The 14,176-nt window shown below is 65.0% G+C and carries 15 protein-coding genes and 1 tRNA gene; 10 read left to right on the forward strand and 6 right to left on the reverse strand.

All coding sequences use genetic code 11. From position 1 onward, the window contains the following. Window positions 1–426: 426 nt before the first annotated feature. The 5 genes from N826_RS21175 to N826_RS21195 all read right to left on the reverse strand — a co-directional run bounded on the left by N826_RS21175 (window position 427) and on the right by N826_RS21195 (window position 6,443). Window positions 427–3,084, reverse strand: coding sequence for a valine--tRNA ligase (locus N826_RS21175; RefSeq protein WP_044432087.1), 2,658 nt, complete (start codon window positions 3,082–3,084; stop codon window positions 427–429). Window positions 3,085–3,214: 130 nt separating this feature from the next. Next, window positions 3,215–3,865, reverse strand: coding sequence for a DUF2497 domain-containing protein (locus N826_RS21180; RefSeq protein ID WP_044432088.1), 651 nt, complete (start codon window positions 3,863–3,865; stop codon window positions 3,215–3,217). A gap of 99 nt (window positions 3,866–3,964) precedes the next feature. Continuing rightward, window positions 3,965–5,347: a TolC family outer membrane protein gene (locus tag N826_RS21185; protein ID WP_044432089.1), complete on the reverse strand. Its 1,383-nt coding sequence runs from the start codon at window positions 5,345–5,347 to the stop codon at window positions 3,965–3,967. Beyond that, a complete protein-coding gene (locus N826_RS21190; protein WP_044432090.1) occupies window positions 5,347–5,679 on the reverse strand; it encodes a rhodanese-like domain-containing protein in 333 nt (110 codons plus the stop codon). Before N826_RS21190 ends, N826_RS21185 begins: the two co-directional genes overlap by 1 nt. A 107-nt stretch (window positions 5,680–5,786) precedes the next feature. Continuing rightward, complete coding sequence (locus tag N826_RS21195; RefSeq protein WP_044432092.1) at window positions 5,787–6,443, reverse strand: protein-L-isoaspartate O-methyltransferase family protein; 657 nt, start codon at window positions 6,441–6,443, stop codon at window positions 5,787–5,789. A gap of 274 nt (window positions 6,444–6,717) precedes the next feature. Here N826_RS21195 and N826_RS21200 point away from each other — a divergent pair. The 10 genes from N826_RS21200 to N826_RS21245 all read left to right on the forward strand — a co-directional run bounded on the left by N826_RS21200 (window position 6,718) and on the right by N826_RS21245 (window position 13,715). Beyond that, a tRNA-Cys gene (locus N826_RS21200) sits at window positions 6,718–6,791 on the forward strand. A 393-nt stretch (window positions 6,792–7,184) separates the two neighbouring features. Continuing rightward, window positions 7,185–7,397 carry a hypothetical protein gene (locus N826_RS21205; RefSeq protein WP_044432094.1) on the forward strand — a complete coding sequence of 71 codons (213 nt, stop codon included), beginning with the start codon at window positions 7,185–7,187 and terminating at the stop codon, window positions 7,395–7,397. A 214-nt stretch (window positions 7,398–7,611) separates the two neighbouring features. Beyond that, window positions 7,612–8,661, forward strand: a complete 1,050-nt coding sequence (locus N826_RS21210; RefSeq protein ID WP_052831721.1) for a S1C family serine protease — start codon at window positions 7,612–7,614, stop codon at window positions 8,659–8,661. A gap of 156 nt (window positions 8,662–8,817) precedes the next feature. Further along, complete coding sequence (locus N826_RS21215; RefSeq protein WP_063772289.1) at window positions 8,818–9,321, forward strand: helix-turn-helix domain-containing protein; 504 nt, start codon at window positions 8,818–8,820, stop codon at window positions 9,319–9,321. 118 nt (window positions 9,322–9,439) lie between these two features. After that, window positions 9,440–10,045 (forward strand): NUDIX domain-containing protein, encoded by a 606-nt coding sequence (locus tag N826_RS21220; protein ID WP_044432095.1) that lies wholly within the window; start codon window positions 9,440–9,442, stop codon window positions 10,043–10,045. Window positions 10,046–10,108: 63 nt separating this feature from the next. Continuing rightward, a complete protein-coding gene (locus tag N826_RS21225; RefSeq protein ID WP_044432097.1) occupies window positions 10,109–11,113 on the forward strand; it encodes a cysteine synthase A in 1,005 nt (334 codons plus the stop codon). A 44-nt stretch (window positions 11,114–11,157) separates the two neighbouring features. After that, window positions 11,158–11,862, forward strand: coding sequence for an alanyl-tRNA editing protein (locus N826_RS21230; protein WP_044432099.1), 705 nt, complete (start codon window positions 11,158–11,160; stop codon window positions 11,860–11,862). Between the two features lie 40 nt (window positions 11,863–11,902). Beyond that, window positions 11,903–12,775 (forward strand): 3-mercaptopyruvate sulfurtransferase, encoded by an 873-nt coding sequence (sseA, locus tag N826_RS21235; protein ID WP_044432101.1) that lies wholly within the window; start codon window positions 11,903–11,905, stop codon window positions 12,773–12,775. 45 nt (window positions 12,776–12,820) lie between these two features. Continuing rightward, window positions 12,821–13,432 (forward strand): GNAT family N-acetyltransferase, encoded by a 612-nt coding sequence (locus N826_RS21240; RefSeq protein WP_044432102.1) that lies wholly within the window; start codon window positions 12,821–12,823, stop codon window positions 13,430–13,432. A gap of 70 nt (window positions 13,433–13,502) precedes the next feature. Continuing rightward, window positions 13,503–13,715 (forward strand): hypothetical protein, encoded by a 213-nt coding sequence (locus N826_RS21245; RefSeq protein ID WP_044432104.1) that lies wholly within the window; start codon window positions 13,503–13,505, stop codon window positions 13,713–13,715. On the opposite strand, the gene N826_RS21250 is transcribed toward N826_RS21245, so the two are convergent. Next, a complete protein-coding gene (locus N826_RS21250) occupies window positions 13,712–14,050 on the reverse strand; it encodes a cupin domain-containing protein (RefSeq protein WP_044432106.1) in 339 nt (112 codons plus the stop codon). The two genes, N826_RS21245 and N826_RS21250, sit on opposite strands and share 4 nt — an antisense overlap. Window positions 14,051–14,176: the final 126 nt, after the last annotated feature.

The following is a 14,176-nucleotide window of genomic DNA, read 5'->3' on the forward strand; positions in this document are numbered from 1 at the left end:
CGGCTGCTGGGTCAATCCTGAAGAGGGTGTCGATTGGACTGGAACGTTAGATGTCCGGCTGCAGAGGCCCGACCTACGCGAGCGTGCTCATGGACGATGGACAATGGCCGGAGTGTCCATTGTCCATGGAAGGGAATATGTGCCTTTGTAGGTCGGGCCTCTTCAGCCCGACATCACTGCTGACACTCGACGGCCGATCGCAGGTCAAGCCAATTGGATTCGTGATTTTTAATGCACACTGTCACCGAAAATACTGATGCTGGATGAAAGTGTCACCGTTTTTATTGAGGCTAGGAGCTGAAAAGCTTGACCGGCGGTCGGCACGTGTTCGGCCACGGCCCAACCTACGAAGCAGAAGCCCGTAGGTTGGGCCGTGGCCTAACAAACACCGTCCACACAGATCAGAATCGCGGATGCGGAAGAGGGTCAGGCGGCGCTCAGCCGTGCCAGGGCTTCGGCCAGCTTCTGCTTGGCGGCTTCGGCGGTGGCGCGGCGGTCGCGCTGTTCCTCGATCACTTCCGCGGGTGCGCGGGAGACGAAGTTGGCGTTGCCGAGCTTCTGGTCGATCTTGGCGATCTCGGCGGTGTGCTTGTCGATCTCCTTCGATAGGCGGGCCTTCTCCTGATCGACGTCGATGACGCCGGCCAAGGGAAGCACGACGGTCGCTTCGTCCAGCACAGCCTGGATGGAGCCCTTGGGAGCCGCATCGGAAGTCGTGTCGGCGGAGGACAGGCGGGCCATCCGTAGGATGATGTCGCGGTAGGTATCGAGCCGTTGCACCGTTCCGGGCGAAGCATCCTTCAGCAGCAGCGGGATCTGGGCGCCTGCCGGGACGTTCATTTCGGAGCGGACTCCGCGCACCGTGGAGATCAGGCGGACCACCCAGTCCATTTCGGCCTCCGCCGAAGCGTCGGCGATGTCGGAGCCGAACTGCGGCCATGAAGCGCGGATCAGGCCGTGTTCCCGGCCGGTGCCGAGCTCTTCCCAAAGCTCTTCGGTGATGAAGGGCATGAAGGGATGCAAGAGCTGAAGGATCTCGTCGAGGACCCAGCCGGTGGTGGCGCGTGTCTCCGCCTTGGCTTCGGCGTCGTCACCGTTGAGGATCGGCTTGGTGAATTCCAGATACCAGTCGCAGAAGGTGTTCCAGGTGAACTGGTACAGGGCATTGGCCGCGTCGTTGAAGCGGTACGCCTCGATGGCTTCCGCCGCACGAGCGGCCGTCTTGGCGACCTCGCCGACGATCCAGCGGTTGACCGTCAGCTTGACCGATGCCGGGTCGAAGCCCGGCTGCGCCGCGCATTCGTTCATCTGACAATAGCGCGCGGCGTTCCAAAGCTTGGTCGCGAAGTTCCTGTTGCCTTCGACCCGGCCGACGGCCAGCTTGATGTCGCGGCCCTGGGCGGCCATGGCCGCGAGGGTGAAGCGAAGCGCGTCGCAGCCGTATTCGTCGATCAGTTCGAGCGGATCGATGACGTTGCCCTTGGACTTCGACATCTTCTGGCCGCGTTCGTCGCGGACGAGGGCATGGATGTAGACGTGGCGGAACGGCACGTCGCCCATGAAGTGCAAGCCCATCATCATCATCCGGGCGACCCAGAAGAAGATGATGTCGAAGCCGGTGACCAGCACGTCGCCGGGATAGTAGCGCTCAAGTTCCTTGGTCCGGTCGGGCCAGCCGAGCGTCGAAAACGGCCAGAGCGCCGACGAGAACCAGGTGTCGAGCACGTCCGAATCGCGGGTGAGGTCGGTCGGTGCGCCGTAGTGGGCTTCCGCCGCCGCCTTGGCTTCATCTTCAGTCTCTTCCACGAAGACGGCGCCATCGGGGCCGTACCATGCGGGAATCTGATGGCCCCACCAGATCTGGCGGCTGATGCACCAGGGCTGGATGTTGCGCATCCATTCGAAATAGGTGTTTTCCCACTGCTTCGGCACGAAGACGGTCCTGCCCTCCTCGACCGCCTTGATGGCGGGCTGGGCGAGCGACACGGCATCGCAATACCACTGGTCGGTCAGCCAGGGCTCGATCACCATGCCGGACCGGTCGCCGTGCGGCAGCATGTGGGTATGCGGCTCGATCTTCTCGACCAGCCCCTGCTCTTCCAGGTCGGCTACGATGCGCTTGCGCGCCTCGTAACGGTCCAGGCCGCGATAGGCTTCCGGGATCATCGCGTCGTCGATGATCTTGGCGTCCCGGTCGAGGACGTTGATCATCTCCAGCTTGTTGCGCCGGCCGACCTCGAAGTCGTTGAAGTCATGGGCCGGGGTGATCTTGACGGCGCCGCTGCCGGTTTCCGGGTCGGCGTACTCGTCGCCGACGATCGGGATGCGGCGGCCGACCAGGGGCAGGACGGCGAAGCTGCCAATCAGGTCCTTGTAGCGCTCGTCTTCCGGATGGACGGCGATGGCGGTGTCGCCGAGCATCGTTTCGGGCCGCGTCGTCGCCACCGTGATGAACTGGTCCGGCCGGTTCTCCAGCGGGTACTTGAAGTGCCAGAGATGCCCCTTGACCTCCCGCGATTCGACCTCAAGGTCGGAAATGGCGGTGTGGAGCTTGGGGTCCCAGTTGACCAGCCGCTTGTCGCGGTAGATCAGGTTCTGCTTGTGCAGCGTCACGAAGACCTTGGCGACCGCCTTGGACAGTCCCTCGTCCATCGTGAAGCGCTCGCGGTCCCAGTCCGGCGAGGCGCCGAGCCGGCGGAGCTGGCGGGTGATCGTGCCGCCCGATTCGGCCTTCCACTGCCAGACGCGATCGATGAAGCCGGCACGGCCCAGGTCGTGGCGGGTCTTGCCGTCGGCGGCCAGCTGCCGCTCCACCACCATCTGGGTCGCGATGCCGGCATGGTCGGTACCGGGCTGCCAGAGCGCGTCGTCTCCGCGCATCCGGTGGTAGCGGATCAGGATGTCCTGAAGCGTGAAAGTCAGCGCGTGGCCCATGTGCAGGCTGCCCGTGACGTTGGGCGGCGGCATCATGATGGTGTAGGGCTGCGCGTTGCTGTCCGCATCGGCGGCGAAGGCGCCGGATTTTTCCCACGCTTCGTAGTGCTTCGCTTCGACTTGCGCCGGGCTGTAGGTCTTGTCCAGCATCGCTGAACCTCTCACTGGTCCGGATTTCGTAAAATGCCGGAATAAACGACGATATGGCGGGCCTTGCATTCAGCATGGCCCGCCCCGATCAACTCATACCCGCGCCCGGGGCCGGTGGCTGGAACGTCCGTCAGCCGCCCTGGGCGCGGCGTACCATCTTCTCGATTTCGCGCTGGACCATGCGCTCCACCATCGGCGGCAGGTTCTGGTCGAGCCAATCCCGCAGCAAGGGGCGAAGCAGGTCCTTCAGGATGTCCTCGACCGTCGGTCCGCCGCCATAGGCATGCATGCCGCCGGAAAGGCGGTTGCCGCCCATGGTGCTGGCAAGCTGCGCGAAAGCGGCGCTGGTTGCGGCGGCGGTCGGCGCCGACACGAGGTCGTCGTCGTCGTACCGGTTGAACGGCATCGGCTGCGGCCGGGACACCGGCTTGTCGAACAGGTCGTCCAGGGTTTCCAGCGACAGCGGAGGCTCGGGCTCATCCTCCGGCTCGGGATCGGGGTCCATGGCGCGCGTCCAGGGATCGTCTTCCGGCGGGTCCTCCACATCGATGACCGACCCGTCGTCCTGGACCATCTGGGTGAGTTCCAGCACGTCCTCATCCATCGGCTCCGGAGCCGGCGGCGGCGGTGCGAAGGCTGAAACAGGCGGCGGCGCCGCGGGCGCCGGTGCGGGTTCAGGCTTGCTCGGCTCGGCAGGCTCGGTGTCTTCGGATATGATCCGCCGGATGGAGGCAAGGATTTCCTCCATCGACGGTTCTTGCTGGGACTTCGTATCACTCATCAGCGCAACCCCAGGGGCCTGATCGGGAACCCGGAGCCTATGGCACCACAGGTTAAATTACTACCAAGTCGTTGAGCCGGCCGACCCGGAGCCGTATTGTCATTCATTGATGTCGGTGCCCCACCACTTGCCGCGCACCTGGTTGTAATGCTTCGTGTGGTCGTAGAACGGTACCTTCAGGCCGAGTTGCCGGGCCGAAAGCTGGCCGGTCGCCGAGAGAACCGAGAAGGCGGCGACCATTTCGTTGCGCTGTGCCTGGACGAGCTGGACGCGGGCGTCCAGCAGTTCCTGCTCGCTGTCCAGGGTGTCCAGCGTGGTCCGCGACCCAACCAGCGCTTCCTGGCGCACGCCCTCGAGGGCGATTTCGGAAGCGCGGACCTGCGACTGCCGCGATTCGATGGTGGCGCGGGCGGTCGTCAGGCCTTCCCAGGCGCGAATCGCGTTCTCGACCACCTGCCGGCGCGATTCCTCGATCTGGATACGCCGCTGGCCGGCGGTCTGGCGGGCTTCACGGACGCGCGACTCGACGGAACCGGCTTGATACAGCGGGATCGTCACCGAGGCCGTTACCGAGGCGCCGTCCTGCCGGTCGGCCTGGGAGCTTGGTTCATAGACACGCGACAGCGTGCCGCGCAGGTTGGCTGACGGCAGCATCTCGCCCCGGACGGCGTCGACGGCGTTGCGCGCCGCGGATTCCGAATACTCGGCCGCGATGACGGTCGGGTTGTTGCTTTCCGCCAGGGCGACGGTTTCTTCCCGCGAGGACGGCAGGTCGAAAACGAGGCGCGGCGCCGACAGGCGGCCGGGAGGTGCTCCGATCACGCGGGCGTAAATCGCCCGGCTGCTGCTGAGCTGGCCTTCCGCCTGGATGCGGTCCGACAGGGCGCGGGCAAGGCGCGATTCCGCCTGGCTGACGTCGGTGCGGGTGATCTCGCCGACGTTGAATCGGTCGCGCGAGGCGTCGAGCTGGCGGCGCAGGACCTGTTCGTTGTTGACGTTCAGGTCGACGACGGCCTGATCGCGGACGACGTCCAGATAGGCCGTGGCGCCGTCGAGCAGGACCGACTGTTCGGTCGAGAGCAGATCGGCGCGCTGTGCCTCGACCAGGGCTTCAGCGCGCTTGGTTCCCGCCTGGGTGCGACCGCCGGAGTAGAGCGGCTGGACGACGCTGAGATCGACGCCGCGCTGCGCGAGATTGGAGTTCACGTCCCGCGACCCCGCCCGGGTGCGGGAACGGGAGTAGCCGGCATCGGCGCCGGCCTCCACCGTCGGCCGGTAGCCGGAGAGCGCCTGCGGCACCAGTTCGTCGGTCGCGCGCAACTGCGCGCGCTGCGACTCGATCGTGGGGTTGCTGACGTAAGCGTTCGCCAGGGCCTCTTCCAGGCTTTGCGCCCCGGCCGGCTGGCCTGACAGGGCGAGCAGGAGGACACCGCCGAGCGACGCGCTCCATGCCCGGCCGGACAGCCGTGATTTACGTGCCATCAATACACCTTCATCGTCGGATCGATACGTCGAGCCCAGGCATCGACACCGCCCATCAGGTTGGTCGCCTTGTCGTAGCCGTTGTGGCGGAGCCACGCGGTCGCCTGCGCGCTCCGTCCGCCATGATGGCAGATCACGACGATCTGGCGGTCCTTCGGCAGCTCCGCCGCCCGCTGGGGCAGCGTTGCCAGAGGAATGCTGCTGCTCCCTTCAATGGCGCACAGATCGAACTCCCACGGCTCCCGCACATCCAGCAAGGCTAACTCGGCGCCGGACTGTTGCATGGACTTGAGAGTATCGACGTCGATCTGCAACGGCACCTTATCGGACATCACAGACTCCTTAAGTCGTTCATCGGGGGCGGACCGCCCCGGTCATGAAGCCCCGGTCGGCAGGCCCTGCCCGGGAAACCAAGTCCGGACAGCCCTGCCCGGTCCGCTCAGAACTCGAAAACCGGCTTCGGTTCGAATCCGGGCAGCAGCGGCGTCGCGGCGTCGAACAGGATGCGGCCCGTTTCAACCTTGCCCGTGCGCTGGAACAGACGGGCCTGTCCCATCCGCCCGTCGGGCGATACGACTGTAACCAACCTGCCGCCTTCGGCCAACTGCTCCAAGATCTCCGGAGGTACTTCCGCCACGGCCCCGTGCAAAAGTATCACATCGTAGGGCGCTTGTTTTGCATATCCCTGCTCCAGCGGGCCCTGCACCACCACCACGTTGTCGACGCCGAGTTCGCGCAGCGTCGCTTCGGCGCGCGAGGCCAGTTCCGCATCGGACTCGAGCGCCACGACCGTCGCGGCCATGCGGGACAGCAGCGCGCTGGCGTAGCCGGTGCAGGCGCCGACGTCGAGGACGATGTCGGTCGGCTTGACGTAGGCTTCCTGGAGGAGGCGGGCGATCACCATCGGCTCGATCAGATAGCGTCCCTTGGCGACGGGAATGTCCTCGTCGACATAGGCGATCCCGCGCGACGCCTTGGGCACGAACAGTTCCCGGGGGATACGCGACATCGCGTCGACCAGGGCGTGGTCGGTCACTTTGTTGGGGCGAACCTGCCCTTCGACCATATTATAGCGAGCGGCTGAATAATCGGGCATGGCAACCGTTTTCTGATCTTGTTTCGCCTGGACGCGCCTGTGATCCGCGGCGGAGCGGCGCTGAATGGCCTTATATCCGCCAATCCGTTGAAACACAACGGACAGCCTTGGGACCGGGGTTCTCGCGGCGGGGTTCCGGGCAAGGCGGGTTTCGTGGACGGGAGTGTCGAACAGCCGCGAGATGTGCGCGGAGCAGTGCTTGACCGGGACAATCCGGCCCGCTATATCAGGTCACCTTCCGGGCCGGCGAGTTTCAGCCGGTAGCCGGCACCGTGGCGCGGTGGCAGAGTGGTGATGCAGCGGACTGCAAATCCGTATATGTGGGTTCGATTCCCACCCGTGCCTCCAACTTCCTGAAATCGTTGTAGTAATGGGCAGAAACGGTGCGTGCCGCCGGCGTCGCGCGCGTGATGTCCAATTGTCGATTGCGAGGGCAGGGTGAACTCCTCTTCCCTCCCCTGCCCTCCCCTCCCCCACTGTTTTCATACATACTCCAATCGATTTTTTCTAAATTGATGCAAGAAGAAGAACTAGTACGGTAATAGTCTTCCTCTATGCCTGCCGTGGATAGGTCGTTATTGCTGACGCAATTTTACTACACTGTCCTGACTATTCAGCAAGCGGGCATTAAAATAATCACCGAGAGCCCATGGAGTGGTGCATCATCTATTTGAAAGCGGGTGGGCCGGTCGGCTGAAAAGCGGTTTCGGTCCCCATATGTATCGAGTGAGGGAGCGGACCATGCAGATCGCGGCTGGACACAATGTCACACTTACCCGCAGCCATCGCGTTACGGCGACAGTGGCCCTGGTTCTGATGGTTTCCATCGCCGCCGGCATGCTTCTGGCGACCGGCGGCGGCTTGAGCGACGGATTGGGCGACGGACTGGGTGTTCCCGGAAATTCGCTGCCGGAGAATACGCGGCCGATGATCCTGATCCCGCTGCCGCGCTAGGCCACTCCCACCAGGCTTTCGGCGTCAATACTTCGACGACTCCTTGTGTAAGCGCAACTTGTCCGGGGGCGGGCTTTCTCGCGCTGGCCCGCCCCGGTTTTTTCCACTTGCCGGCACCTGCTTTTCCGTTTCGCGCTTGATGCCCGGCCATCCGCCGCACATGTCATTGATGATCCCGCGGACAACGCCGTGGGCGTGACGATGGAGGCGTGACATGGTCCCGGCACCTGGCGTTTCGTCGAACCGGCGCTGCCGGCCCGCACCAAGGGTTTTCCCTCTTCTCGTCTTCGTCCTGGCTGCGATCGCCGCGTGCTGGACGCCGGCACCAGCGACGGCCCAGCGGGTGGAATCGCCCGATCTGGCGGCGATGGTCCAGTCCGTCGTGGGCGTCAGGGCCATGGTCCCGTCCAACGCGCGCTCCGCCGAGTCGCTGGGGACCGAACGCAGCGGCAGCGGCGTCGTGATCGACAGCACCGGCCTGATCGTCACCATCGGCTACCTGGTGATGGAGGCAAGCTCGGTCGAGGTCCGGAACGCGGACGGCAAGACCTATCCGGCGGAAATCGTCGCCTACGACCAGGCCAGCGGCTTCGGGCTCCTGCGGGGCGGCTACGGCTTCAAGGCCAAGCCCATGCGGCTGGGACGCTCGGCGGACGTCAAGGTCGGCGATCCGATGCTGGCGCTGATCCATGGCGGCGCCGAGGGCGTGCGCGCCACTCAGCTCGTTTCGCGGCGCGAGTTCGCCGGTTACTGGGAGTATCTGCTGGACGACGCGCTGTTCACGTCGCCGCCGGTCATGGAGTTCGGCGGGGCCGCCCTGGTATCGCCGAAGGGCGAACTGATCGGCGTCGGTTCCCTGTTCGTCCACGACGCGGCGCCGCCCTTGTCGATGCCCGGCAACATGTTCATCCCGGTCGACGTGCTGCGCCCGATCCTGGGCGACCTGATTGCGCTTGGCCGCAATGCGACGCCGCCGCGCCCCTGGCTTGGGCTGACCACCAACGAGGAGGGCGACAGGCTGGTCATCCGTAAAGTGACGCCGGGCAGCCCCGCCGAAACGGCGGGCCTGCGGTCAAATGACGCCATAGTCGGCGTCGGCGGACAACCGGTGAGCCGCCTTGCGGATCTTTATCGGAAGATCTGGGCTTTAGGCGAAGCCGGAATACGGGTACCGCTCGACATCCGGCGTGGCGATCGGGTAGAAACGATCACCGTGATGTCGATGGATAGATACCGGCATCTGCGCCTCAATCCAACATTCTGACTTTTTGCGCTATACCTTCGCCTATAGGCGGCGGTATACGAAATAATATATCGACTTTTAGTGGTATTTAGCCCTATCCCCGTATAGCATGCCGCCCGGGTCCGGGAACGAGGTTCCTGCACCGACGGTATCGGGATTCGGGGACGGGTGTGGGAAATGATACGCAAGCCTAAGAATGTCGCCAACGAGATCGATGCCCATGTGGGCAGCAGACTGCGCCTGCGTCGCCTGCTGTTGGGGATAAGCCAGGAAAAGCTGGGAGCCGCCCTGGGCCTGACCTTCCAGCAGATCCAGAAATACGAGCGCGGCGCCAGCCGCCTGTATGACCTGTCCAGGGTTCTCGATGTGCCGGTTTCGTATTTCTTCGCCGATATGCCGGATGAAACCGCCGCCGTCATGCCCGGCAGGCTGCCGGGGCGATTGTCGGCGTCCCGCGAGCCGTCCCTGGACGCCGACGTGCTCCTGAGCAAGGAAACCGCCGAGCTGGTCAGGGCCTATTACGCCATCGGCGACATGGACGTCCGCCGCCGGACCCTGGACTTCCTGCGGACCGTCAGCGAAAGCATCAGTCTGGAGCGGGTCCCGGCGAAGGAGGACGACCCTTCCGGGGAGCCCGAAAGCGGCACCGGGGAAACCGAAGCCTTGTCCGAAGAGGTCTAGCCATTCGGCGTCCGCCGGTCCATCGGCAGGATGCTCGCGCCGGGTGACGCCATACGCTAATAAGCGATGGCGCCTTCCGTGTTGAGCGGGCGGCCTGGCATGTTGGCGGAGTGACACCATGAACGACGAGCAGGATATCGACATCCGGGAGAAGGAAACCGTCTTCGCCGGTTTCTTCCGCATGGAGCGCTATCGGCTTCGGCACCGCAAGTTCGACGGCTCCTGGACGCCGGAGGTCTCACGCGAGATCTTCGAGCGCGGCAATGCGGTCGCCATCCTGCTCTACGATCCGGATCTGGATACTGTCGTGATGGTCGAGCAGTTCCGGCTGCCGGCCTACCTTGCGGGCCGGTCGGCCTGGTGCATCGAGACGCCTGCCGGAGTCGTCAAGCCGGGCGAGGAACTGGCCGGCGTGGCCCGGCGCGAGGCGATGGAGGAAACGGGCTGCGAAATCGCCGGCGAGGTCAGGCAGATCTCGCAGTTCATGGCGAGCATCGGCGGCAGCACCGAGATCGTCACGGTGTTCCTGGGCATCGTCGATTCGCGGAAGGCTACCGGCATCCATGGAGTCGCGGACGAGCACGAGGACATCCGGGTCCATGTCGTGCCGGCGGCCGAGGCGATCCGGATGGCCGACGAGGGCGAGATCGAGAATGCGGCGAGCGTGATCGCGCTCAACTGGCTGGCGCGCCATCAGGCGAGCCTGAAGGGTACGTCCGCTTGATCCGGACCTGACCGCCGGTTAGTCTGTCACCCATCCTGGCAGACTGAAGAAGAGCGGGTTTCTGTGGACGTACGCGACGGTTTCATCGGCAGCATCGGCAATACGCCACTGATCCGCCTTGAAGGGCCATCAAAAGCGACCGGCTGTAACATCCTCGGCAAGGCCGAATTCCTCAACCCCGGCGGATCGGTCAAGGACCGCGCCGCCATCGCGATCGTACGCGACGCCGAGCGGCGCGGGCTGCTGAAGCCCGGCGGCGTCATCGTCGAGGGGACGGCCGGCAATACCGGCATCGGGCTGGGGCTGGTCGGCAACGCGCTGGGTTACCGCACGGTCATCGTCATGCCCGAGACGCAGAGCCAGGAAAAGAAGGACATGCTGCGGCTGATCGGGACCGATCTCCGGCTGGTCCCGGCCCTGCCCTACGCCAATCCCGGCAACTACGTCCGCTATTCCGAGACGCTGGCCAAGGAACTGGCGGAGACGGAGCCGAACGGCGCCATCTGGGCGAACCAGTTCGACAACGTCGCCAACCGCGAGGGCCACGCCGCGACGACCGGCCAGGAGATCTGGCGGCAGACCGGCGGCCGGATCGACGCCTTCACCTGCGCCGTCGGCACCGGCGGCACTCTGGCCGGCGTCGCGATGGCGCTGAAGGAGAAGAAGCCGGACATCCGGATCACGCTGGCCGATCCGCTCGGTTCCGCCCTATATAACTACTACGCCCATGGCGAGTTGAAGGCCGAGGGCAACTCGATCACGGAAGGCATCGGCCAGGGCCGGATCACGAAGAACCTGGAAGGCGCTCCGATCGACGACGCGCTCCGGGTGACCGACGAGGAAGCGCTGCCGCTGGTGTTCGACCTGCTGAAGAACGAGGGCCTGTGCCTGGGCGGGTCGAGCGCCATCAACGTGATGGCGGCGGTGAAGGTGGCGCAGGACCTCGGTCCAGGCCATACCGTCGTGACCATCCTGTGCGACTTCGGGACGCGCTACCAGTCGAAGCTGTTCAATCCGGGCTTCCTGCGCGAGAAGAACCTGCCGGTCCCGTCCTGGCTGGCCGACTGAGCAAACCGCTGGGCAAACCGCTGGGCAAACCATTGGGGTCCTTTATGGAACTGATCTTCCGCCGCGATGCCTATGCCGCCCGCACCGGAGCCACCGTGACCGCGGTGGAGGAGCGCGGCATCACGCTGGACCGGACCGTCTTCTACGCGGCAGGCGGCGGGCAGCCGGGCGACACCGGGGTGCTGCGCCACGATGGGGGCGAAGTCAGGCTGGCCGAGGCCGTCAAGGGCGACGGACCGGACTCCGTGATCCACGTGCCGGAGCCGGGCTCGGCGCTTCCCGCCGTCGGTTCGTCGGTGGAGGTCGAGATCGACTGGGACCGCCGGTTCGCCCATATGCGGATGCATACCTGCCTTCACCTGCTGTGCGCCGTGGTGCCAGGAGCCGTGACCGGCGGGCAGATCGGCGCGGACAAGAGCCGGCTGGACTTCAACGTGCCGTCCGCCAGCCTGGACAAGGAAGAGCTGACCGCCGCGCTGAACCGGCTGATCGAGGGCGACCATCCCGTGTCCTATCGCTGGATCGACGACGCCGAGCTTGAAGCGAAGCCCGACTTGGTGCGCACCATGTCCGTCAAGCCGCCGACCGGGTCGGGACAGGTCAGGCTGGTCGAGATCGGGGACGTCGACCTCCAGCCCTGCGGCGGGACCCATGTCGCGCGTACGGGCGAGATCGGCCGCGTCGAGGTCGTGAAGATCGAGAACAAGGGTAAACAGAACAGGCGCGTGGTCGTGGCGCTGGCGCCCTGAGGGGCCGGGTCCGGACACGCCGATCAATCGAGGGGAAACGATGCCATACTCCAAACCCGACGCTCTGGTCAGCACCGAGTGGCTGGCGCAGCACCTGAGCGCACCCGACGTCCGGGTGGTCGATGCCACATACTTCCTGCCCGGCTCCGACCGCGACGCCCGCGCCGAGTACAATGAGCGTCACATCCCCGGTGCCGTGTTCTTCGATATCGACGAGATTTCGGACACCTCCAGCAGCCTGCCGCACATGCTGCCGGCGCCCGAGAAGTTCACAGCGCGCGTGCGCAAGCTGGGCCTGGGCGACGGCGTCCGCATCGTCGTGTACGATACCCATGGACTGATGAGCGCCGCCAGGGTCTGGTGGATGTTCCGGGTGTTCGGTCACCGAGACGTGGCGGTGCTGGACGGCGGCCTGCCCAAGTGGATCGCCGAGGGCCGGGAGCTGGAAGACCTGCCGCCGATGCCGCGCGAGCGTCACTTCACCCCCCGGCTCAACAGCTTCCTGGTCCGCGAAGCGGATCAGATCAAGGCGAACCTGGAGAGCGGACGGGAACAGGTCGTCGATGCCCGCGCATCGGGCCGCTTCACCGGCGCCGAAGCGGATTTCTGGCCGGGCCGCCGTGCCGGGCACATTCCCGGCAGCCTCAACCTTCCCTTCAACGATATGCTGAACCCGGCCGACCGGACGTTCAAGTCGGGCGAGGAGCTCCAGGCGCTGGTCGAGCGGGCCGGCATCGACATGAAGCGGCCGATCGTGACCAGTTGCGGCAGCGGCGTCACCGCCTGCGTCGCGGTCCTGGGGCTGTACCTGCTGGGCAAGGAAGACGTGGCCGTCTATGACGGGTCCTGGGCCGAGTGGGGCCAGCGTGACGACCTGCCGGTCGAAACGGGAGCGGCGAAGACGGATGCCTGAGCTGGGGCCGGAAACAGGACTGGAATCGCTGGTGAAGGCAGCCCGATGACGACACCGCCCGATCTGCGCATCGTTCCGGGGCTGCCGCCGGGCAAGCTCCGCGTGGTCGTCACCTATCTGGAGATGACGACGCAGCCGACCGCCCCGAAGCAGCGTCCGCCGGTCGAAAAGCTGGCGCTGCTCCGGGCGGAGCGTCCGACGGTCTCGTTCTACCGTTACCTCTACGACACGGTGGGCGAGCCGTGGCTGTGGTCGGAGCGCCGGGTCATGAGCGACGAAGCATTGGCGCACATCATCCACGATCCCAGGGTCGAGGTCATGGTCCTCTATGTCGGCGGCGTCCCGGCCGGCTACGCGGAGTTGAGCCGGCGCAAGGCCGACGCGGTCGACCTGAGCTATTTCGGAATGATCCCGGACTTCATCGGCATGAAGCTGGGGCCGTTCCTGCTCAACTGCGCCATCGATGCGGCGTGGAGCGGCGGAGCGAAGAAGCTGACGGTCAACACCTGTACGCTGGATCATCCCAAGGCGCTCGGGCTGTATCAGCGCATGGGATTCGTCCCGGTCAGGCAAGTCACGCGAATCACCGACGATCCCCGGGTGACCGGCGTGATCCCAGTTGATGCGGCGCCTCAGCATCCGATCGTAACGACTTGATAAACAGCGATTCTTAGCCTATGGTCCGGCCCGATCCAGCGTTTCCCATTTCCCATAGGGCAGAACATCGATGCGCGCTTTCGAAGGCCAGCATTCCGACAACGTCGCCATCAAGCGGAGCCGCGACCAGAAGATCCTTCTGCTCCGCCAGCTCCGTGAGCAGTTCGGCGCGTTGAAGCCGACCGTGGCTCCGGGCATCCGCGCGGCGATGGCCAAGCGCATCTCGGACCTCGAAAGCGAACTCGGCGGCGTTGCGGCGCCCGCCAAGGGGCGGAAAGCTTAAGCAAGAGGCTGCTTGCCGTCGTAGAAGACGGCTAGCCAGACGGTGGGTTCGTCGGGGGCGGTCGATGCCACCCGGTGACGGCGGTGGGCCGGAATGTCGACGTGGTCGCCAGGGGCGAGCCTCAGGGCTTCGGCTTCGCCTTCGAACTCGAGGACGGCGGCTCCCTTGAGGAGCAGAACCCACTCCGCCTCGTCCTGATCGTACCAGAAAGACGGCGGAGAGGCGTGGCCGTGGGAGACGATGCGCTCAACCCTCACCGAGCGAGCGCTCAGGATGCTCTGGAAGTTTTCTTCGTCCAGTTTGTCCGGTATGTCGTTCAATACATTGATATACATCAATAATCCTCCTTAGTTTCACAAAAGTATTGCTGCGGCGCACCATTCGAGACATACCCAATTGCCCAAGCTTTGCCCGGGCAATTGTGAAGACTTGGCTACACGAAGGGTTTTATCGTCGGTATT

The organism is Skermanella aerolata KACC 11604 (assembly GCF_000936425.1).
GTDB lineage: Bacteria > Pseudomonadota > Alphaproteobacteria > Azospirillales > Azospirillaceae > Skermanella > Skermanella aerolata.